Genomic DNA, 21181 nt, shown 5'->3' with positions numbered 1-21181 from the left:
GAGGGATGACCGGCCGACCGTGGATCAGCACCGCCGTGATCGCCGCTTCGGCGGTGGCGGCCTGGCTGCTCCTGGTGGCGCTGCCCGAGGCGCGCCGCGGGCCGCTGTGGGCGCTCGGGGCCGTGGTGGGGGCGTCGTTCCTCGGCACGGGGATCGTGGCCTGGCGGCTCCATCCGCTCAACCGGGTCGGCCCGCTCATGGTCGCCATCGGGATCGCGTGGATCCCCCAGCAGTTCCTGATCGGCGACGGGGCGCCGTCGCCGGTCGTGATCTGGCTGGGCGCCTGCGGGCTGTGGGCGGGCCTGGCCTGCCACCTGTTCCTCGCGTATCCCACCGGCCGGCTCGACGGCCTGCCGTCGAGGGTCGTCGTCGGTGCCGCCTACGCCGAGTCGGTGATCCTCCCGGGGGCGACGGCGGTCGACCGCGCCGACCTCCCGGAGCCGCTCAGGTCGGTTCCGCACTTCGTCGACGGGATCCGCTGGCAGGCGGTCGTGGTCACGGGCGTCCTGGTGGTGGGCCTGTCCGTGGCGCGGTGGCGCACGGGAAGCGCCGCCCAGCGGCACGCGGTGACGCCGGTGGTGGCCGCCTCACTGGTCGCGACGGTCGCGTTCGTGGCCGATCACGTGGTGGCCGGGTGGGGCTGGGGGCCGCAGCCGCTGTTCGTCCACGCCATGTTCGGGGCGTTCATCGCGGTTCCGTTCGCCTACCTCGGCAGCCTGATCCGGCGCAGGATCGACCGCGGCCGGGTGGCGGATCTCGTGGTGAGGCTGAGGGGAAGGAAGCAGCCCGACGGCCTGGAGCGCGCGCTGGCGGCGGTGCTCCACGATCCCACGCTGCGCGTCGGTTACTGGACGGCCGACCAGGACCGGTACGTCGACGCCGAGGGCCGTCCCGTCGAACTCCCGCCGGCGGAGAGCGGCAGGGTGATGACCCGGGTGGACCAGGGCGGCGCGCGGCTCGCCGTGCTCCTGCACGACGCCGCGCTGCTGGAGCAGCCGCTGCTCGTCGAGGCGGCGTGCGCGGCCGCCTCGCTCGCATTGGAGAACGAACGGCTCACCGCCGAGCTGAAGGCCCGGCTGCGGCAGCTCGCGGCGTCGCGGGCCCGGATGCTGCGGTGGGGCGAGGCGGAACGCCGCAGGATCGAGCGCGATCTGCACGACGGCGTGCAGCAGAGGCTGCTGTCGGTGGCGATGACGCTCGGGCTCGCCGAGGCCACCTCCCGCCCGGACAGGAGGAACGCGTTGATCGGCGAGGCGAAGACCTCGGTGCTGGCGGCGCTCGACGACCTGCGCGCCGTCAGCCACGGGATCCACCCGCCGGTGCTCACCGAACGCGGGCTGCCGGGAGCGGTGAAGGAGCTCGCCGCCGTCACGGCCGTCCCCGTCGAGTGCGTGATCGGTATGGTGGAGCCGCTTCCCGCGGCGGTCGAGAGCGCGGCCTACTACATCGTCAACGAGGCGCTGGCCAACGTGACGAAGCACGCGCGGGCGAACCGGGCGTGGGTACGGCTGGCGCGGAGCGAGGGCCACCTCGTGGTGGAGATCGGCGACGACGGCCGCGGAGGCGCCGATCCGGCGCGCGGCTCCGGGCTCCGGGGACTCGCCCACCGCGCCGAGGCCAACGGCGGCCGGCTCCGGCTCGACAGCCGGAAGGACGGGGGAACGGTGCTCCGGGTGACGATGCCGTGCGAGTAGCGATCTGTGAGGACTCCGCCCTCTTCCGGGAGGGCATGGTCCGGCTGCTGTCCGAGGCGGGTTTCCAGGTGGCGGCGGCCGTGGACGACGCGGAGAAGCTGCTGGCCCTGGCCGGCGGGGACCCGCCCGATGTCGCCGTCCTCGACATCCGCCTGCCGCCCGCGCACACCGACGAGGGACTGCGGGCGGCACGCACCCTGCGGCGGCGCCACCCGGAGATCGGCGTGCTCGTGCTCTCCCAGTACGTGCGGGTGAGCTACGCGGTCGAGCTGCTCGGCGGCGGCGTCGAGGGCGTCGGCTACCTGCTCAAGGACCGGGTGTCGGACCTCGCCGAGTTCGCCGCGGCGATCCGCCGGGTGGGTTCCGGCGGCTCGGCGCTGGACCCCGTGGTGGTCGAGCAGCTGGTGAGCCGGCACCGGCAGCCCGACGACCCGCTGATCCAGCTCACCGGGCGCGAGCGGGACGTGCTCCGGCTGATGGCGGAGGGCCGGACGAACCTCGCCATCTCCGAGCGGCTGGCCATCGCGGAGCGCACGGTGGAGAAGCACTGCACGAACATCTTCGGCAAGCTCGGCCTGGAGGCCGGCCCGCACGACCACCGCCGGGTGCTGGCCGTGCTCCGCTACCTGAACGCCTAGGTGCGGCTAGCCGCACCGGCGGGAGGGGTGCTGCCCGGCTTCCCAGGGCCCGCCCGGGAGGGCAGAATGCCAGCCGGCGGAAGGAGCCCGACGGTGGCTGTGGTTGGTGCGGACGTACGGCGGTTGTTGGCGGACTCGGGGGAGCCGCGGGAATGGGTGGCCCCCCGGACGGACATGGTCACGGCGTTGCTGGGCGTCTGGTTCGGCATCGGCCTGATGATCGACGCCTGGGCGCACAGCAACCTGGCGGAGCTCGAGACGTTCTTCACCCCCTGGCACGCGGTGTTCTACTCGGGGTTCGCCGCGGTCTCCGGCTGGATCATCTGGCAGGTGCTGCGCGGCACCCGGACGGGCCGGCAGGGGCTGGCGGCCGTGCCGATGGGCTACCTGGCGGGCCTCGTCGCGGTGCCCGCGTTCGCCGCCTTCGGCTTCGCCGACATGATGTGGCACACGTTCCTCGGCATCGAGACGGACATCGACATCCTGTTCAGCCCTTCCCATCTGGGGCTGATCGCGACGATGTCGCTCATCATCACCACGCCGCTGCGCTCCGCCTGGCGCGCCCCCGACGTGGGCGACCGCCCCTCGCTGGGCCGGCTGCTCCCCGCGCTGCTCGGCCTGGCGTTCGCGACCACCCTGGTCTCGCTGTTCGTGTCGTACGGCAACGCCATGCAGTACCGCGCGGGCGCCGTCGTCAGGGCGTTCTCCGCCACGGACGGCGGAGGCGCGGGCGACCTGGCGGCCTCGATCGTCATCACCAACGTCGTGCTGCTCGCCCCCGTGCTGCTGCTGGCCCGCAGGTGGCGGCTGCCCTTCGGCAGCGTGACCGTGCTGTACCTGGTGGGCGTCCTGATGCCGGGAGCGCAGACGGCGTTCGAGAACCTGCCGATCCTGCTCTCCTTCGTCGTCGCCGGGGTCACGAGCGACCTGCTGATCCGGTGGCTGCGCCCGTCGGCGGAGCGGCGGGCCGCCTACTGGGCGTTCGCCGGGCTGTCGGCCCTCGCGACCTGGTCGCTGTACATCGCGGTCGCGTCGGTGGCGGGCGGCGGGCTGCCCGCCGTACCCGAGCTGTGGACCGGTGCGCCGATCGTGGCCGGGCTGATCGGCGTGGCGCTCGGGGTGCTGTTCCTGCCCGAAGCACGCCGCGCGTGATGCGGCGGGACCCGGCGCGGGCCCGCCCGGTACGTCTGCTCCCGGTGTGGATCGCCTGCCTGGCCGCCGTCCTCGTGACGGTGTTCCCCGCTCCGGCCGAGGCGCACGTCGTGGCGGCCGGAGCGGACCTGCGGGTCGCCCAGACGATCGCCGGCACCGAGCTCACCGTGGTGGTCAAGGGAGTGGAGCGGGTGCCGGGCTCGCTGCGGATCGGTGTCGTCTCCTACCAGCCGGTCGCCGGCGTGCCCGTCGGCCTGGAGCTCCGTTCGGTCGCCGACGGCCGTACGGTGACCGGCACGGCGCACGCGGGGCGGGAGCCCCGCTACACGCCGCTGCGGGTGGAGCGCACCGGCCCCCACGAGCTCCGGCTGCGCGCCGGGGACGAGGTCGCCGTGGTGCCGTTCCGCGTCCTGGTGGAGCGCGCGTCGGTCTGGGAGCCGCTGATCTACGGTGGCCTGTTCGTGGCGGGGCTGCTGATGGTGGGCGGTCTGCTCACCGGGGCGCTGTCCCGGCCGAGACCGGCGATGCTGCTGGCCGGCGGTGCCGCGGCGGGGGTGACGATCGCCTTCGCGGTCGTCGTGATCGAACCGTGGCTGCCGCCGAGCCCGCCGGACGGCGCCGCCCCCACGGCCGAGACAGGGACGGTGGGGCGCCCGTTCGCGCAGGGACGGGTGATGACGGTGCCCGCCCGCCCGGCGGCGGGCGGGGAGTTCACCCTGCGGATCGACCTCGTCGACGGGTCCACCGGCCTGCCGCTGGACGACCTCGCGGTGCATCACGAGGCGCTGGCCCACCTGGTCGTCACCAGCGAGGACGGGCGCGCCTTCCACCACCTGCATCCGCTGCGGACGGCTCCCGGGCGGCTGGAGGTCAGGATGCGCGCCGAGCGGCCGGGCCGCCATCTGGCCTACGCCGAGCTGGAGCGGCAGGACTCCGGCGGGCAGCTCGTCACCGGGGAGTTCACCGTCGGCGGCGAACCCTCCCCCGCCGGGCCCTCCCCTGCCGAGCCCACCGCCGAGCCCGCCGCCGGACCCGCCGCCGGACCCGCCGGACGGCAGGGCTCACCGAGGCTGCAGCCGGCCGTTCCCGTCGCCGGGCGCCCCGCGACGATCGAACTCGAGACCTCGGGCGCCGTACGCCCCTGGCTGGGCATGGCGGGCCACCTGATCGTACGGAGCCATGACGGGGCCTTCCTGGGCCACGTGCACGAGATGGGGTCGGCCGGGAGCGGCAGGCTCCGCTTCACCTTCGGCTTCCCCGCCGCGGGGCGCTATCTCGCCTGGGCGCAGTACGCCACCGGCGACCGGATCGTCACCGTGCCGTTCACCGTCGACGTCGCGGCACCGGAGACGGCCCGATGAGACGCGCCCTCGTCGCCGCCGTCTGCCTGGTGGTGGCCGCCGCGGCGTTCTTCGTCCTCGGCCGGGGCCGCGGCGAGCCCCTCCGGCTGACCGTCGCGGGAACGCACTACGCCGTGACCGTGCTGATCGGCGAACCCGCGGCCGGGAAGGGCGCGGTCGAGGTGGTGCTGGACTCCGGTGACGCGGACACCGTCGTGCTGTCGGCCGTGATGCCCGAGATGGGGCACGCCACTCCGGAGGTCGTCGCGCGGGAGCCGGAGCCCGGCCGCTTCCTGGCCGAAGGCGAGCTCTTCTCCATGGCCGGGGTCTGGGAGCTCGCTATCCGCCTGACCGGGCCCCCGGGCGAGGAGGTGCTCACGGTCAAGGCGCTGATCACCGGATCGGCCGCGGAGCCGGAGGCCTGAGATCCGCTGCGGATCCCAGGCCCCCGGCCCTGCCCGGGCTCCGGGCCGGGAACGCGTCTCAGAGCCTGGGGTCCACCGGCTCCGACTCCAGTGCGAGCACGGCGAAGACCGCCTCGTGCACCCGCCAGAGCGGCTCGCCCTCGGCCAGCCTCGACAGCGCCTCCAGGCCGAGTGCGTGCTCGCGCAGGGCCAGTGAGCGCTTGCGGCCCAGGAAGCGCTCGCGCAGTACCGGCAGGCTCTCGGTGTAGTCGGGACCGTAGATGATCCGCAGGTACTCGCGCCCGCGCACCTTGATCCCCGGCTGGATCCGGGCGGCCTCCGTCCTCGCGGCGCGCCCGCCCGTCTCCGGCCCCTCCCCGGACGGCCCGGGGTCCGCCGGGGACCTCGTGGGCCCCGGGGACCTCGTGGGCCCCGGGGACCCCGGGGACGCGTCGGGCGCAGCGGGCGCAGCGGGCGCCGCAGGGCCGAGCACCGGTTTGACCACCATGCCCTCGCCGCCCTCGCCGGTCAGCTCCGACCACCACTCGGTCGCCGCCCGCACCGACTCCGCCGAGTCCAGGTCCGCATAGACGTGCCGGGTGGGCGTGATCAGCGGGTCGTCCAGCCGGGAGAGCAGTTCCAGGTGCCAGGGGTGCGGTTCGGTCACGGCCGTCGCCCGGCCTTCGCAGGCGAGGATCGCAAAGGGGGCCAGGCTGATGCCGTCCAGTCCGGAGACGGGCCGGCAGTAGCGCGCGTAGGCGTCCCGGAACCGGGTGGCGTTGCCCAGCCGGCGCCGGGTGTCCGCCAGCAGGTCCCCCACGTCGAGCCCGCGCCGGGCCGCCGCCTCCAGCGCCGCGACCGCCTCGGGCAGTGCGGTGCGGGCCGCCGCCCCCACCGACGCGTACTGCTCGCGGATCAGCCCCTCGGCCTTGGCCGACCACGGCAGCAGCTCGCAGTCGAGGACCAGCCAGTCCGAGGCCAGCTCGTCCATGAGCGGCGCGCATGCCCGCCGGAGCCGGTCCACCAGCTCGCCGGCCACCGCGGGGTCGGCGAAGAACGGCCGCCCGGTGCGGGTGTACACCGCGCCCGAGCTCCCGTCCGCGACCCCGAACCGCGCCGCGGCGGCCTCGGGCGTCCTGGCCAGTACGGCCACCGCCCGCGAGCCCATGTGCTTCTCCTCGCACACCACGCGGGTCACCCCGGCGGCCGCGAACTCCGCGAACGCCTCGGCCGGGTGCTCCAGGAAGCCGTCCAGCCGGGACGTCTCCGGCGGGGCCATCGTCGGCGGCAGGTAGACCAGCCAGCGCGGGTCCACCGCGAACCGGCTCATGACCTCCAACGCGGCGGCGGCGTTCTCCTCGCGGATCTTGATCCGGCCGCCGCCGTGGCGCACCTCGACGTGCCGGGTGCCCCGCACGTCGTCGATGGAGAGCAGTCCCGGGTCCCGGCGTCCCGTGCCGCCGTCCACCGGGGCCAGCGGCCGGGCCGGCTCGTACCAGACCTTCTCCGCGGGGACGGAGACGATCTCCCGGCTCGGGTAGCGCAGCGCGGTCAGCTTCCCGCCGAAGACCACGCCGGTGTCCAGGCAGATGGTGTTGTTGACCCACTCGGGCTCCAGGACCGGCGTGTGGCCGTAGACGACCATGGCCCGGCCCCGGTACTCGCGGGCCCACGGGTAGCGGACCGGCAGGCCGTACTCGTCGGTCTCGCCGGTGGTGTCGCCGTACAGCGCGAAGGAGCGCACCCGGCCGGAGGCGCGGCCGTGGTAGGCCTCCTTGAGTCCGGCGTGCGCGACGACGAGCCGGCCGCCGTCGAGCTGGTAGTGGCTGATCAGGCCGTCCATGAACTCCAGGGCGGCCCGGCGGAACTCCTCCGGCTCGGCGGCGAGCTGGTCGAGCGACTCCTGCAGCCCGTGCGCGACGCGCACCTTGCGCCCGTTCAGCGCGCGGGCGAGCTTCTGCTCGTGGTTGCCGGACACGCACAGCGCGGTCCCGGCGGCGACCATGCCCATGACGAGCCGGAGCACTCCCGGCGTGTCGGGACCGCGGTCCACCAGGTCGCCGACGAACACCGCGGTGCGGCCCTCGGGGTGGGTCGCGCCGGTGGGGGTGACCTCCCAGCCGAGCTCGCGCAGGAGCGCCTCCAGCTCGGCGCGGCAGCCGTGCACGTCGCCGATGATGTCGAACGGCCCGGTCAGCTCGCGCCGGTCGGTCCACGCCCGCTCGGTGGCGACCGTGGCCGCCTCGATCTCCTCGGCGCCGCGCAGCACGTGGACCCGGCGGAAGCCCTCCCTGGTGATCCTGCCCAGGGAGCGGCGCAGGTCCTTGCGCTGGCGCCGTACCACGCCCGGTCCGAAGTCGCGGTCGGGCCGGGCGGCGTTGCGCTCGATCGCGACGTCCTCGGGCACGTCGAGGACGATCGCGTCGGCCAGCACGTTCTCGGCCTTGGCGAGCTCGATGAGCTGCCTGCGGGCCTCGTACTGCACGCTGGTGGCGTCCACGACGGTCAGCAGGCCGCGGCGCAGCCGGGTGCGGACGATGTAGTGGAGCACGTCGAAGGCGTCCGGCGTGGCCGCCTGGTCGTTCTCGTCGTCGGCCACCAGGCCGCGGCAGAAGTCGGAGGAGACCACCTGGGTCGGCCGGAAGTGCCGCCGGGCGAAGGTGGACTTCCCGCTCCCGGAGACGCCGACGAGCACGACCAGCGACATCTCCGGCACGGTGATCTCGGATGTCCCGCCCGGCGCCCGCTCGTCGGTGGCGCCGTCCGGAACGGCGGTCTCGGTCATCCGGTCCCTCCGGGGGTCTCGGTTCCTGCAAGGGTGAAGGCGGCCAGCTGCGTGGGCGGGCCCACCTCGGGGTCGTCGTCCCCGACCGGCCGGAAGGCGGCGGTGTAGCCGTACCGGGCGCAGACCTTCTCCGCCCAGGCGGCGAACTCGGCCCGGGTCCACTCGAAGCGGTGGTCGGGGTGGCGCATGCCGGTCAGGAACGGGTAGCGGACGTTGTACTCGGCGTTGGGCGTGGTCACGATGACGTGGCCGGGGCGCGCGGCGCCGAAGACGACCTGCTCGAGGGCGTCGAGGCGCGGCGGGTCGACGTGCTCGACCACCTCCATGAGCACGGCGGCGTCGTAGCCGGCGAACCGTTCGTCGGTGTAGGTCAGCGCGCCCTGGAACAGCTCCAGCCGCTCCCTGAGGCGGTCGGGCATGCGGTCGAGCCGGAGCCTGCGGGCGGCGACGGCGAGCGTCCGCGCCGAGACGTCCGTCCCGGCGACCTTCGTGAAGGACGGGTCGGCCAGCAGGGCGCCGACCAGCTGCCCGGTCCCGCAGCCCAGGTCGATGACGGTGTGCGCGCCCAGTTCGCGCAGGACGGCGAGCACGGCTTCGCGGCGCCGCACGTTCAGCGGCGTGGCCGTCTGCCGGCCTGCCGTGCCGGGCCCGTCCTGTTCCGGGTCCGCGGCGGTCCCGCCGTCCCCGGCTGCGGGCGGCTCCTCCCCCGCGAGCCTGTCCGTCTCCTCCTCGGCGGGCGGCTCCTCCCCCGCGAGCGTGCCCGTCTCCTCCTCGGCGGGCGGCTCCAGCGCCTCCTCCACGTCGTCGCCGAGCTCCGCCAGGCGGGCGAAGGCGGCGCGGGCCAGGGACCAGCGGCGGCCCAGGTAGCGGCGGGTGATCAGGCCCTTCTCCGGGTGGGCGACCAGCCAGGCCTCGCCCGCGCGGACGAGCTTGTCGACCTCGTCGGGGGCGATCCAGTAGTGCTTGGCGTCGTCCAGGACGGGCAGCAGCACGTAGAGCTGGTTCAGCGCGTCGGCCAGCCGCACCTCGCCGCGCAGCGTCAGCCGCACGTAGCGGGAGTCGCCCCACTCCGGGAAGCCCTCGTCCAGCGGTACGGCGTGCGCCTCGACCTCCCAGCCCAGCGGCGCGAAGAGCCGGTGCGCCAGGTCGGGGCCGCCCCGGCAGGGCAGGGCGGGCAGCGTGATCTCCAGGGGGATGGGCCCGGCGGCGAGCTCGGGCCGGCTCGCGCAGCGCCCGGCGCGGGCGGTGCGGAAGACGTCGGCCAGTGCCCCGGCCAGCAGCGACGAGGCCGCGTACGGCCGGTCGTTGACGTACTGCGCCAGGGTGTGGTCGGGCGTGGAGCGGCCGCGCGAGCGCGCCAGGCGGACCGGGTCGACGTCGAGCAGCAGCGCCGCCGTGCAGCGTTCCTCGCCCGCCTCCGGGTAGAAGACGCGGGCCGTGCCGTACGACCGGCCGAACTCCTGGACCCGGTCCGGGTGCTTGTGCAGCAGGAAGCCGAGGTCGGTGGCGGGCCGCAGGGTCGTGGAGATCGTCAGTAACACCCGGGATATTCTGCCGTATGTCCGATTCGCCGGGCCATCGATTAACAGGCCCGGCGAACCGGTGGGGCCCGCCCGGCCGGACGGGTCCCGGAACCGCGGGATCCCTGCGCGGGTCCCTGCGCGGGGACTACACCCGGGGCAGCACCTCGGCCGCGATGAGCTCCAGGTGCTCCAGGTCGCCCAGGTCGAGCACCTGCAGGTAGATCCGCTCGGCGCCCAGCTCGGCGAACCGGCCGATCTTCTCCAGCACCTCGGCCGGCGTGCCCGCCAGCCCGTTCTCGCGCAGCTCGGCGGGCTCCCGCCCGATGGCCGCCGCCCGGCGGGCGATCTCGGCCTCGTCGGCGCCGACGCAGACCACCTGCGCGACCGAGAGCGTGATCTGCGGGCGGTCCTCCTCCTCGCAGGCCTTCCGCACCCGGGCGAAGCCCAGGGCGGTGTCCTCCAGGGTGCGGAACGGCAGGTTGTACTCGTCGGCGAAGCGCGCGGCCAGCCGCGGGGTGCGCCTGGCGCCGAACCCGCCGATGATGATCGGCGGTCTGGGGCTCTGCGCGGGCTTGGGCAGGGCGGGCGAGTCCGCGAGCCGGTAGTGGGCGCCCTCGAAGGAGAACGTCTTGCCGACGGGCGTGGTCCAGAGCCCGGTGAGGATCTCCAGTTGTTCCTCGAACCGGGCGAAGCGCTCACCGATCGGCGGGAACGGGATGCCGTAGGCGGCGTGCTCGGCGTCGAACCACCCGGTGCCCAGCCCCAGCTCCACCCGGCCGCCGCTCATCCGGTCCACCTGGGCCACGCTGATCGCCAGCGGCCCGGGCAGCCGGAAGGTCGCCGGGGTGACCAGCGTGCCCAGCCTGATCGTGGAGGTCTCCCTGGCCAGGCCCGCCAAGGTCACCCACGCGTCGGTGGAGCCGGGGCCGGGGTCGCCCGGCCCGATCCGCACGTAGTGGTCGGAACGGAAGAAGGCGTCGAACCCCAGCCGCTCCGAGGTCCGCGCGACCGCCAGCAGCTCGTCGTAGGTGGCGCCCTGCTGCGGCTCAGTGAAGATCCTCAACTTCATGGCCCTATTATCCGGGCGCCCCGCCCGGCATCCGCGGAAAGCTCGCCTCGTGGCACGCCCCCTTGCTAACGTTCGAGTCTCCGGATGCGAAGGGTGTGCGAACGGGCACTCTGAGCGATGACTCGCCGCCGTCGAGAAGGTGGATCACATGTCCGTGGTGGCAGACCCCTCCGCCGCTCGCCACGCTCGCGAGCCGGGCACCCCGCCCCGTTCCGTCATCGTGCTCGCCTCGGTGGCGCTGACCGTCGCCACCGGCGCGGCCCTCTGGCTCCTGCCGTCCGAGACCGACGACTGGATGCGGCCCGCCCAGGCCCGCGCCCAGACCTCGGCCTCCCTGCCGGCCACCCGGGCCGCCTCCTCCGGCCTGGCCGCCGCACCGTCCGCGCCCGTCCGCGCCACCGGCGCCCCGTCGGGGTTCGTGACGTTCGTCGACGCCGTCCACGACCCCCGCGCCAGCCTGCCCCGGGCCGCCCAGCAGAGCGGCGTGCGCTGGTTCACCCTCGGCCATCTCACCGCCGGGCAGGGCGGCTGCACGCCCAAGTGGGGCGGGCGTCAGGCGCTGGGCGACAACCCGGTCGCCAACCACCTGGGCCGGCTCCGCACGGCCGGTGGCGACGCCGGGCTCTCCTTCGGCGGCTCCGCCGGGCGGGAGCTCGCCTCGGCCTGCCTCGTGCCCGGCCTCCTGACCGCCGCCTACCGCCAGGCCGTGGGCGCCTTCGACGCCGCCCACGTCGACTTCGAGATCCGGGACCCGGCCGATCTGGACGCCGTACGGCGCCGCGCCACCGCGCTCGCGACGATCCAGCGGGAGAAGGCCGGGACCGGCCGCCCCCTCGCGGTGAGCTTCACCCTTCCGCTGACCGGCAGGGGCCTGTCCCCGCAGGACCAGGTGATGCTCCGGACCACCCGCGAGACGGGGGTGCGGATCACCGCGGTCAACCTCCTGGTGCCGCTGCGGGCCGCGCAGACGGCCCGGGGCCGCCTGCGGCCCGTCGCCTCGGCGGTGCGCACCGCCCAGCCCCAGATCGCCCGCGCCCTGGGCGAGCCCTCGGCCTGGGAGCGGATCGCCCTCACCCCCGTCCTGGCCGGGCCCACGGACCTGTCCTCCGCCGACGCCCGCAAGCTCGCCGGCTTCGCCTCCCGCCACGACCTGGCCTGGCTCTCCACCCGGGGCGCCACCCCGGTCCCGGAGGTCGTCCGCCTGCTGGCCGGTCCCGCCCGCTAGGTGCGCCGGCCGCGGTCTCCTAGGCCGCGTCCCTGACCAGCAGCGCCACGGACTCCACGTGGTGGGTCATCGGGAAGGCGTCGAAGGCGCGCAGTCCGGACAGGCGGTAGCCGCGCTCGCCGAACCGGGCCAGGTCCCGGGCCAGCGTGGCCGGGTCGCAGGAGACGTAGACGATCCGGGACGCCTCCAGGGCGGCGACGCGGTCGGTGACCTCGCGGCCGAGCCCCGTCCGGGGCGGGTCGACGACGACCAGGTCGGCGCGCTCGATGCCGTGCCGGTCCAGGGCGCTCTCCACGTATCCGCGGGCGAAGCGGGCCTGCGGCAGGTCGCGGAGGTTGCGCTCGGCGTCGCGGACGGCGACGGTGTCGGACTCCACGCCGAAGACGGCGCCGTCGGGGCCGACCGCCTCGGCGAGTCCCGCGGCGAACAGGCCGACGCCGCAGTAGAGGTCGAGGGCCCACTCCCCCGGTCTGGGGTCGGCGAACTCCATGACCGCCCGCAGCAGTGTCTCGGCGGCTCCGGGGTGGATCTGCCAGAAGCCGCTCCCGGTGACCTGGAAGTCGCGCCCGCCGACCCGCTCGACGACGTGGTGGCGGCCGTGGACCGTCCGGGTGCGGCCCCGGCCCTCGTTCACCATGACGGCCACGCCGTCGTCGACGTCGGGCACGGCCACCGTACGGCGGGGCTTGGGCGCCACCACGACCGCCCGGTCCCCCGTCGAGGAGGTGATGACCTCGACCGAGGAGGCGCCGCGCCAGTTCATGACCTCGGCGCCGACGTCCTCCACCCCGGGGTGCGCGATCAGGCAGGCGTCCACCGGCTGGATGTCGTGGGAGCGGTGGCGGCGCAGGCCGGCCGCGCCGTCGCGGTCGACGGCGAACTGCACGCGGGTGCGCCAGCCCAGGCCGTCGGTGGCGCCGGGCACCTCCTCGACCTGCCCGGTCCACTCGATGCCGGCCAGGCGCCGCAGCTGCTCGGCCACCACGTCGGTCTTCAGCCGGCGCTGGGCGGGCAGGGTGGCGTGCTGCCAGTCGCAGCCGCCGCAGAGGCCGGGGCCTGCGAAGGGACAGGGCGCCACGACGCGGTCCGGGGACGCCTGGAGGACCTTCACGGCGTCGGCGCGCAGGAAACGGGTGGTCTCCTCGGTGACCTCGGCGATGACGCGCTCACCGGGGAGCGCGTGCCGTACGAAGACCACCCGGCCCTCGTGGCGGGCGACGCACCATCCGCCGTGCGCGACCGGTCCCACCGTCAGCTCGATCGCCGTCGTCTCCACGTGTCCCGTCCTTCTCCGTGCCTCCCCTGCCTCGCAGAGCCGTCCGTGCAAGGTTATGCCTTGCCGTCGTGCCCCCGTGCCACCTTGCGCTGCGGGCGGCGGACCGCACCGGCGGCGAAGGGCTCGGGGCGGCCCTTGAGCCGTTCTGAGGACTCCAGCTGCCACGGCACGCTGATGACCATCACGCCGGGCTGGAAGAGCAGCCGGCCCTTCAGCCGCAGCGCGCTCTGGTTGTGCAGGATGTGCTCCCACCAGTGGCCGACGACGTACTCGGGGATGTAGACGCTGACCACGTCGCGGGGGGAGCGGCGGCGCAGCGACCGGACGTACTCCAGGATCGGCCGGGTGATCTCCCGGTAGGGCGAGTCGAGGATCTTGAGCGGGACCGGGATGCCCCGCCGCTCCCACTCCTCGGCCAGCCTGCGGGCCTCGGCGCCCTCCACGCCCACGGTGACCGCCTCCAGGGTGGAGGGGCGGGTGGCGCGGGCGTAGGCGAGGGCGCGCAGGGTCGGCTTGTGGATCTTCGAGACGAGGACGACGGCGTGGTTGCGCGCGGGCAGCATCGACTCGTCGACCTGTGTCTCCTCGTCGACGGCGAGCTCGCGGGAGATCTTCTCGTAGTGGCCGTGGATGCCCTTCATCATCGCGAACAGCACCGGCATGGCCACGCAGACGATCCAGGCGCCGTGGGTGAACTTGGTCAGCAGCACGACCACCAGCACCAGGCCGGTCATGACGCCGCCGAAGAAGTTGATGGCCCGCGAGCGCTGCATGTGCAGCCGGGCCCTGGCGTCGATCTCGCCCTTCATGTGCCGGGTCCAGTGCCGGACCATGCCGATCTGGCTCAGCGTGAAGGAGACGAAGACGCCGACGATGTAGAGGTTCAGCAGGCGGCTGACGTCGGCCTGGAAGCCCCACAGCAGCAGGCAGGCCGCCGCCGCCAGGATGAGGATGCCGTTGGAGAAGGCCAGCCGGTCGCCGCGGGTGTGCAGCTGGCGGGGGAGGAAGCGGTCCTGCGCGAGGATCGAGCCGAGCACCGGGAAGCCGTTGAAGGCGGTGTTCGCCGCCAGGAACAGGATCAGCGCGGTGATGCCGGAGATGACGAAGAACAGCAGCGAGCCGTCGCCGAAGACCGCCTCGGCCACCTGCGCGATGATCGGCTGCTGGTGGTAGTCGTATCCGGCGGGGTGGCCGTCGATGAACACGTCGCGGTGGGCGGAGGCGGGGTCGGCGACCCGGACGCCGGAGGCCAGGCCCAGCGTGATGATGCCGGTGAACATCGTCACCGAGATCAGGCCCATCATCAGCAGCGTCCTGGCCGCGTTCCGGCTCTTGGGCTTGCGGAAGGCGGGCACGCCGTTGCTGATCGCCTCGACGCCGGTCAGCGCGGCGCAGCCGGAGGAGAAGGCGCGCAGGATCAGGAAGGCCGCGGCGAAGGAGGTGAGGTTGGTCTGCTCGGCGACGATCTCGTACTCGGCGGTGGGCGCGCGCAGCTCGTCGCCGAGGACGTACAGCCGGAAGAACCCGTGGACGATCATGCCGAGGACCGCGGCCAGGAAGGCGTAGGTGGGGATGGCGAAGGCCATCCCGGACTCGCGCACGCCCCTGAGGTTGAGGAGCGTGAGCACGATCACGACGATGATCGCGACCAGTGGTTTGTGCGTCGCGACGTACGGGATGGTCGCGCCGACGTAGTCGACGCCGTTGGCCACCGAGACGGCGACGGTGAGCACGTAGTCGACCAGGAGCGCGCTGGCGACGGTCAGGCCCGCGTTCCGGCCGAGGTTGACGGTGGCCACCTCGTAGTCGCCGCCGCCGCGGGGGTAGGCGTGCACGTTCTGCCGGTAGGACGCGACGACCGTCAGCATCACCACCACGACGCCGCCCGCCACCCAGGGGCTGAAGTTGTAGAACGACAGGCCCGCCAGGGAGAGGATGACGAGGATCTCCTGCGGGGCGTAGGCCACGGAGGAGAGCGCGTCGCTCGCGAACACCGGCAGCGCGATACGCTTGGGCAGCAGTTGCTCGTGCAGCTGCGTGCTGCGCAGTGCCCGCCCGATGAACAGGCGTTTGGCGAGGTCCGTCGTTTTCGGCACGTCTGTCGATGCTAGTCGCTCCCGATGTGCTCCCTTCACGCGACGCCCCCGAAAGCGGGCCATACTGGCGGGGTACATCCGAGAGCAAGATCCGCCTCGACACCACCGGCGGGGGAGCATGCATATTGTGATCATGGGGTGCGGCCGGGTGGGCTCCACCCTGGCGCACATCCTCGAGGACGGCGGCCACTCGGTCGCGATCATCGACCGGGATCCGCAGGCGTTCCGGAAGCTGCGGGCGGGCTTCCGCGGGCGCCGGGTGACCGGGATCGGCTTCGACCGCGACGTGCTGGAGGAGGCCGGGATCGGCTCCGCCGGCGCCTACGTGGCGGTGAGCAGCGGGGACAACTCCAACGTCATCTCCGCCCGGGTCGCCCGGGAGACCTTCGGCGTCGACAACGTGGTCGCCCGCATCTACGACCCCCGGCGCGCCGAGGTCTACCAGCGCCTGGGCATCCCCACCGTCGCGACCGTCCGCTGGACCGCCGACCAGATCCTGCGGCGGGTGCTCCCCGAGGGGGCCGAGCCGCTCTGGCGCGACCCGACCGGGACGGTCGTGCTGGCCGAGGTCGCCTACCATCCCGCCTGGATCGGCACCCGGACCAGGGACCTGGAGGAGGCGGCCGGGGTGCGCCTGGCGTTCGTCAACCGGATGGGCGAGACCCTGCTGCCCCGGCGCGACACCATGGTCCAGGAGGGCGACATCCTGCACGTCATGGCGGCCGGCAAGGACATGGAGCGCATCAACGGCGTGCTGTGCGCGCCGCCGGAGGAGGAGGACTGAGGCGTGTCACCATCGCGGGCGCGGGAGCCGTCGGCCGGTCCATCGCCGCCGAGCTCCTGGAGAACGGCCACCAGGTCCTGCTCATCGACGTCGACCCCAAGGCCATCAAGATCGACTCTGTGCCGCAGGCGGAGTGGCTGCTCGCCGACGCCTGCGAGATCTCCTCGCTGGACGAGGCGGGCCTGGCCGACTGCCACGTGGTCATCGCCGCCAGCGGCGACGACAAGGTCAACCTCGTCGTCTCGCTGCTGGCCAAGACCGAGTACGGCGTGCCGCGCGTGGTCGCCCGGATCAACCACCCGAAGAACGAGTGGCTGTTCAACGAGTCGTGGGGCGTGGACGTCGCCGTCTCCACCCCCCGCCTGCTCAGCGCGCTGGTCGAGGAGGCGGTCAGCGTCGGCGACCTGGTCCGCCTGATGACCTTCCGGCAGGGGCAGGCCAACCTCGTCGAGCTCACCCTCGCCGAGGACGCGCCGGTGGTCGGCCAGCGCGCCGGCTCGGTGCCGTGGCCGGCCGACACCGCCCTGGTCGCGATCCTGCGCGAGGGCCGGGTGCTGGTCCCCAGCGCCGACGACCCGCTGGAGGCCGGCGACGAGCTGATGTTCGTGGCCAACCAGGAGGTCGAGGAGGAGCTCAGCCGGCTCCTGTCCCGGTAGGACGGGCGGGACCCGCTCCGGCGGCCCCCTCCCCGGCGGGAGGGGCCGTCAGGAGGCGGCGGGCCGGACCGGGGTGCGGCCCCGGGCCAGCACCCACACCATGGCGCCGAGGGCGGCGATCTGCAGCGGCCAGCCCATGACGATCTTGAGGATGCCCAGCTCGGCCACGGCGTCGTTCCCGCCGATGAGGTAGACCGGCGCCTGCACGGCCACCCGGATCACGCACGGGATCATCAGCAGCCAGGTGAGCTTGGAGCAGAGCCTCACGACGGCCGGGTCCTGCCGCCAGGCCGTCGGGTCACCGGTGACCGAGCCGATCAGGAAGCCGACCACCGGCCAGCGGGTGACGATCGACAGCAGCATCGCCACGGAGTAGCCCGCGTTGTAGAGGATGCCGGGCAGGTAGACGTCCTTGGCCTCGCCGGTGCGGGAGGCGAAGAACCAGCCGATGCCGATGCCGATCAAGCTGTTGATCACATACTGCGGGGTGGAGCGCTGCACCAGGCGGACCGCCAGCAGGACCAGCGCCGTCGAGGCGCTGACGATCAGTGAGAGCTGCAGCTTCGAGGTGGCGATCCACATGACGGTGAAGACCGCCGTGGGCACGGCCGCCTCGATCACGCCCCGGATCCCGCCGAACGCCTTGGCCAGCTGGGCCCGGATCGCGGCCTCCACGGTGTCGTGCGCAGCCTGCTCGGTGGTGGTCATCTTCTCGCTCACCGTTTTCCCGCTCGCCGGTTCCGAGCTCATCGATCGATCACGTCCCGCTCGCCGGGCGCAGCTCGTAACGCGGATTGAACATCACTTTGCGGCCGTCCTGCACGCTGACCAGTCCCTCGGCCGTCAGCATCCGGCCGGGCTCGATGCCCGCGATCTTCCGTCGCCCCAGCCAGATCAGGTCGATCACGTCCGAACCGTCGTAGAGCTCCGCCTCGAGCGCGGGCGCACCGCCCCGCGGCCGCAGGGTCACCGTCCGCAGTGTACCCGTCACCAGGAACCGGCGACGGCCCGCACACGCGACGATGGGCGTGGCGTCCTCCTGCCGGTCGAGTTCCTGCCGCAGTTCGTCCGCCTCCAGCTCGGCCTTGCCCGCCGCCAGCCGCTGGAAGAAGCCCCGCAGGCCGCGCTGTCTCTGCGACTCCTGCGAACTCACGTACTTCTCCTTCACCCGCGTGTCGCCTCAGCGTACGCGATCCGCGCCGCCTCAGCGGATCTCGGCGATCTCCGGACCGCGCTCGAACGGGTCGAGGCCGGGCCTGCCGGGGCCCTGCCCCTCCGCTGCCTGCCTGGCCTCCGGAGGCAGCCTCAGCTCGATCGGCTCGTGCGGCGGCATCGGCTCGTCACCGCGGACCACCACGATGTCGCGCACGACGTCCTCCAGGACCGCGGCGGCCTCCGCGTCCTGCGCGGCACGCCCGCTGAGCACCGCCCGGAGGAACCAGCGCGGCCCGTCGATCCCCAGGTAGCGGACCGGCTGCGGGCCCTCCTCCGCGGGGACCCTCGCGAGCAGCTCCGTGCCGAAGGGGCCCTGGGCCTCCTCCGCGGCCCCGCCGGCCTTCTTCACCGCCGCGACGAGCTCGGCGCGGACCTCGTCCCAGATGCCGCTCCTCTTGGGCGCCGCGAAGGCGTGCACCTGCAGCGCGCTCCCGTCCACCAGCACGACCGCGCCCACGATGCGGTCGCCGCTCAGGTTGAGCTGGATCTCGAACCCGGGGCCGACCGGGAGGCGGAGCCCGCCGAGGTCGACCCGCTCCCGTTCGGGGTGCGGCTCCTCGGCGTCCCACGGACCGGACTCCCGCTCCGGCATCCGGGCGGTCTCCTCGGCCACCGCGGGGGTCTCCTCGTCACGGCGACGGCGACGTCCGAACATCTTCCTCACGCTCCTTGCGAATGTAGGGCCGCTGAACCGTCAACGGCCGGTGGACCCGAACCCGCCGTCCCCGCGCGCCGACCCGGGCAACCGCTCCACCTCGTAGAACGCGGCCCGCTCGACCTTCTGGACGACGAGCTGCGCGATCCGGTCTCCCCGGCGGAGCCGTACCGTGCCCTTGGCGTCGGTGTTCAGCAGGGTCACCCTGATCTCGCCCCGGTAGCCCGCGTCGACGGTGCCGGGCGCGTTCACGATCGTCACGCCGTGCTCAGCGGCCAGGCCGGAGCGCGGGTGGACGAACGCGGCGTACCCGTCGGGCAGGGCGATCGCCACCCCGGTGCCCACCGTCACCCGCTCCCCGGGGAGCAGCTCGACGTCCTGCACGGTGCGCAGATCCGCTCCGGCGTCGCCCGGGTGCGCGTAGGAGGGCGGCGGCAGCTCGGCGTCGAGCCGATGGATCAGCACCTCGACCGGGCGGTTCACGCGGTCTCCCGCGTGAACCGGGCCGCCGTGCTCATGCTCCGCTCACTCACGCGGACTCCTCCGCCGGCCGCGTTCGCGACGCTGCTGTGCCCATCGGCTCGCTCGCTCACGGGTTCACCTCGTAGTCATGGTGCTCGGCGAGGAAGGCATCGGCGTCTCCGTGCTCGGCGAAGTGCTCCATGCCGACCTCGATGAAGAGGGCGGCGGCCCGTACGGCGACCGGGCCGTCCGGGGCGCCGATCCGCCCCTCCGCTTCAAGATATGCCTTCCGGCCGGACACGCCGGTGCACCAGGCGCGCAGGTGGAGCGTGGTGCCCACCGAGACCGGCCGCAGGTAGTCGGTCTCGAGCCGGCCGGTGACGTAGGGCCGCCGGAGCAGCCAGATGGACATGCCGATGACCTCGTCCATCGCCGTGGCCAGCACGCCGCCGTGCGCGAGGCCCGGGGCTCCCTGGTGCACCCCTCCCACGACGAACTCGGCGGTCACGGTGACCCCGTCGGGAGTGGAGGCGGTGAGGTTCAGGCCGGTCGGCTGCTTGGGGCCGCAGCCGAAGCAGTGGCTGTAGTGCGGGCCGAGCGGGCTCCCCGGGGCGGGCCCGCCGGGAAGCGGCTCCGGCGGCGCGGCCCCGGGCGGCGGGGTGGTGAGGGCGGAACGGGTCACGTGGGAGAACGTTACCGGCTGGACTGCGGAGACCGCTCATCCCCCGGCGGGTCCGCCGCCCTCCGCGGGGCGGTCCGGCCCACCGCTGCGGAGGTCCGATTCCTCCGTACGGGGGCCCGGCTCCTCCGGGAGGGATTCCGGCTCGCCACCGCGGGGGCCCGGCTCCTCCGTACGGGGGCCCGGCTCCTCCGGCGGGGCTTCCGTGGCCGGCCGGGCGGCGGCGGGATCCGGCGGCGGAGAGCCGGGGCCGGCGACGCGAGGGGCGGACGCCCCGGCGGGGGCGGGCGGCGGAGGCAGTGCGGCGGGCGCGTCCCGCATGAGCTCGGGCAGGGCCCGGTAGGCGACCGCGGCGATCGGCACCGCCACCACCGCGCCCCCGATGCCGGCGATGATGCCGCCGACGGCCAGGACCAGGATGATGGCGAGCGGGTGGAAGTGCAGTGCCCGGCCGACGATCAGGGGCTGGAGCACGTGGTTCTCCAGCTGCTGCTCCACCACCAGGATGCCGATGAAGATCAGCGCGTAGATCGGGCCCTGGGCACCGAGGGTGACCAGGGTGGCGACCGCCCCGGCGAAGAAGATGCCGACGATCGGGATGAAGCTCGCGAAGAAGATCAGCACGGCGAGCGGGGCCCAGAGCGGCACGCCCATCCCGGCCAGCACGATGCCCATGATGACGCCGTGCACCGCGGCGACCGCCACGGTGCCCTGCACGTAGTGCGAGAGCGTCACCCAGGCGGTCCGGCCGGCCCGGTCCACCCGGGGCGCGGCCCCGCCGAACGCCTTGAGGAACCAGGCCCAGATCCGGTCGCCGTCCTTGAGCAGGAAGAACGTGACGAACAGCAGCAGGACGATCGAGGCCAGCACCTCCAGCGCCACGGTCGCGCCGGTGAGGACCGTCGAGGTGATCTGCTCCCGCTGCTCGGTGAGCTGCCTGGCGAGCTGGTCGATCCATTCGTCGATCTGGGTCGGCTGCAGATGGAGCGGTCCCGTCTGGAGCCAGCCCTGGACCTCCTTGGCGGTCATCTGGACCTGGGTGATCAGCCGGGGGAACTCCTCGTTGGCCCGGGCCCCGATGATCCAGCCGGTGCCGCCCAGCACCGCGAGGGCGATCAGCATCGTGACCCATGTGGCGTAGATCGGCCGCAGGCCGATGCGCCGGAGCCGGCGGGTGATCGGGAAGAGCAGCGCGGTGAGCAGCAGTGCGATGGCCACCGGCAGCATGACGATGTGCAGGGTGGCCACGAACGACGCGGCGTAGAAGACGGCCCAGCCGATGACGATCAGGCACAGGCTCCAGGCGGCCAGCCGGAGCAATGTGCGCGGCACCAGTTGCGTCAGACGTTCCCGGTCGGAGATCACGCGTTCCAGACTGGCATGTCCGGCCCGGGAACGCGCGCGGTTATCCGCTCCGGCCCGGCCCCGCCCGTCCGGCCGCTCCCGGCCCCGCCCGTCCTCTCCGGTGGGCCGCTGGAACGGCCCGGGGGCGGGCGCCCCTCGCGGGCGAAGCGCCGGACCGGGCCGC

General features: G+C 73.9%; 19 protein-coding genes. 8 read left to right on the top strand and 11 right to left on the bottom strand.

All coding sequences use genetic code 11. The features are described 5' to 3' along the window. Positions 1-5: 5 nt before the first annotated feature. From ACFOWE_RS33120 to ACFOWE_RS33100, 5 genes are all read left to right on the top strand, one after another. Positions 6-1694 (top strand): sensor histidine kinase, encoded by a 1689-nt coding sequence (locus tag ACFOWE_RS33120; RefSeq protein ID WP_377294896.1) that lies wholly within the window; start codon positions 6-8, stop codon positions 1692-1694. Beyond that, a complete protein-coding gene (locus ACFOWE_RS33115; RefSeq protein ID WP_377294894.1) occupies positions 1685-2332 on the top strand; it encodes a response regulator transcription factor in 648 nt (215 codons plus the stop codon). Before ACFOWE_RS33120 ends, ACFOWE_RS33115 begins: the two co-directional genes overlap by 10 nt. A gap of 93 nt (positions 2333-2425) precedes the next feature. Further along, positions 2426-3484, top strand: a complete 1059-nt coding sequence (locus ACFOWE_RS33110; RefSeq protein WP_377294892.1) for a hypothetical protein — start codon at positions 2426-2428, stop codon at positions 3482-3484. Beyond that, positions 3484-4845: a hypothetical protein gene (locus tag ACFOWE_RS33105; RefSeq protein WP_377294890.1), complete on the top strand. Its 1362-nt coding sequence runs from the start codon at positions 3484-3486 to the stop codon at positions 4843-4845. The genes ACFOWE_RS33110 and ACFOWE_RS33105 overlap by 1 nt, the downstream gene beginning before the upstream one ends. Beyond that, positions 4842-5249 carry a hypothetical protein gene (locus ACFOWE_RS33100; protein WP_377294888.1) on the top strand — a complete coding sequence of 136 codons (408 nt, stop codon included), beginning with the start codon at positions 4842-4844 and terminating at the stop codon, positions 5247-5249. The genes ACFOWE_RS33105 and ACFOWE_RS33100 overlap by 4 nt, the downstream gene beginning before the upstream one ends. Before the next feature lie 58 nt (positions 5250-5307). On the opposite strand, the gene ACFOWE_RS33095 is transcribed toward ACFOWE_RS33100, so the two are convergent. From ACFOWE_RS33095 to ACFOWE_RS33085, 3 genes are all read right to left on the bottom strand, one after another. After that, positions 5308-8013 carry a polynucleotide kinase-phosphatase gene (locus ACFOWE_RS33095; protein ID WP_377294886.1) on the bottom strand — a complete coding sequence of 902 codons (2706 nt, stop codon included), beginning with the start codon at positions 8011-8013 and terminating at the stop codon, positions 5308-5310. Next, a complete protein-coding gene (locus ACFOWE_RS33090; protein WP_377294884.1) occupies positions 8010-9554 on the bottom strand; it encodes a 3' terminal RNA ribose 2'-O-methyltransferase Hen1 in 1545 nt (514 codons plus the stop codon). The genes ACFOWE_RS33095 and ACFOWE_RS33090 overlap by 4 nt, the downstream gene beginning before the upstream one ends. Positions 9555-9681: 127 nt before the next feature. Then, on the bottom strand, positions 9682-10605 hold the full coding sequence (locus ACFOWE_RS33085; protein WP_377294883.1) for an LLM class F420-dependent oxidoreductase: 924 nt from the start codon (positions 10603-10605) through the stop codon (positions 9682-9684). Between the two features lie 148 nt (positions 10606-10753). On the opposite strand from ACFOWE_RS33085, the gene ACFOWE_RS33080 reads away from it, so the two are divergent. Further along, positions 10754-11830: a hypothetical protein gene (locus ACFOWE_RS33080; RefSeq protein WP_377294882.1), complete on the top strand. Its 1077-nt coding sequence runs from the start codon at positions 10754-10756 to the stop codon at positions 11828-11830. A 19-nt stretch (positions 11831-11849) separates the two neighbouring features. Here the strand turns inward: ACFOWE_RS33080 and ACFOWE_RS33075 are convergent, their stop codons facing one another. Continuing rightward, the gene (locus ACFOWE_RS33075) at positions 11850-13106 is read right to left on the bottom strand and encodes a class I SAM-dependent RNA methyltransferase (RefSeq protein ID WP_377294880.1); all 1257 of its coding nucleotides are present in this window, start codon (positions 13104-13106) and stop codon (positions 11850-11852) included. Between the two features lie 53 nt (positions 13107-13159). Then, positions 13160-15202, bottom strand: coding sequence for an APC family permease (locus ACFOWE_RS33070; protein WP_377294878.1), 2043 nt, complete (start codon positions 15200-15202; stop codon positions 13160-13162). 118 nt (positions 15203-15320) lie between these two features. Here ACFOWE_RS33070 and ACFOWE_RS33065 point away from each other — a divergent pair, with 118 nt between their 5' ends. Together ACFOWE_RS33065 and ACFOWE_RS33060 are read left to right on the top strand one after the other, a co-directional pair. Next, on the top strand, positions 15321-15986 hold the full coding sequence (locus ACFOWE_RS33065) for a potassium channel family protein (RefSeq protein WP_377294876.1): 666 nt from the start codon (positions 15321-15323) through the stop codon (positions 15984-15986). Beyond that, positions 15959-16642, top strand: a complete 684-nt coding sequence (locus ACFOWE_RS33060) for a potassium channel family protein (RefSeq protein WP_377294874.1) — start codon at positions 15959-15961, stop codon at positions 16640-16642. Before ACFOWE_RS33065 ends, ACFOWE_RS33060 begins: the two co-directional genes overlap by 28 nt. Positions 16643-16690: 48 nt before the next feature. Here ACFOWE_RS33060 and ACFOWE_RS33055 read toward each other — a convergent pair whose 3' ends face one another. From ACFOWE_RS33055 to ACFOWE_RS33030, 6 genes are all read right to left on the bottom strand, one after another. Next, a complete protein-coding gene (locus ACFOWE_RS33055) occupies positions 16691-17350 on the bottom strand; it encodes a DUF3159 domain-containing protein (RefSeq protein ID WP_377295142.1) in 660 nt (219 codons plus the stop codon). A gap of 49 nt (positions 17351-17399) precedes the next feature. Next, positions 17400-17795, bottom strand: coding sequence for an OB-fold nucleic acid binding domain-containing protein (locus ACFOWE_RS33050; protein ID WP_377294872.1), 396 nt, complete (start codon positions 17793-17795; stop codon positions 17400-17402). A 51-nt stretch (positions 17796-17846) separates the two neighbouring features. Then, on the bottom strand, positions 17847-18512 hold the full coding sequence (locus ACFOWE_RS33045) for a DUF3710 domain-containing protein (protein ID WP_377294870.1): 666 nt from the start codon (positions 18510-18512) through the stop codon (positions 17847-17849). Positions 18513-18551: 39 nt separating this feature from the next. After that, entirely contained in the window at positions 18552-18995 is a 444-nt protein-coding gene (dut, locus tag ACFOWE_RS33040; protein WP_377294868.1) for a dUTP diphosphatase, read from the bottom strand. A 106-nt stretch (positions 18996-19101) separates the two neighbouring features. Beyond that, entirely contained in the window at positions 19102-19656 is a 555-nt protein-coding gene (locus tag ACFOWE_RS33035; RefSeq protein WP_377294866.1) for a PaaI family thioesterase, read from the bottom strand. A 36-nt stretch (positions 19657-19692) separates the two neighbouring features. Then, a complete protein-coding gene (locus ACFOWE_RS33030) occupies positions 19693-21018 on the bottom strand; it encodes an AI-2E family transporter (RefSeq protein ID WP_377294864.1) in 1326 nt (441 codons plus the stop codon). Positions 21019-21181 lie beyond the last annotated feature (163 nt).

This window comes from Planomonospora corallina, assembly GCF_042650625.1.
In the GTDB taxonomy this organism is placed as follows: domain Bacteria; phylum Actinomycetota; class Actinomycetes; order Streptosporangiales; family Streptosporangiaceae; genus Planomonospora_B; species Planomonospora_B corallina.
This window is presented reverse-complemented; position numbering and strand designations above follow the sequence as displayed.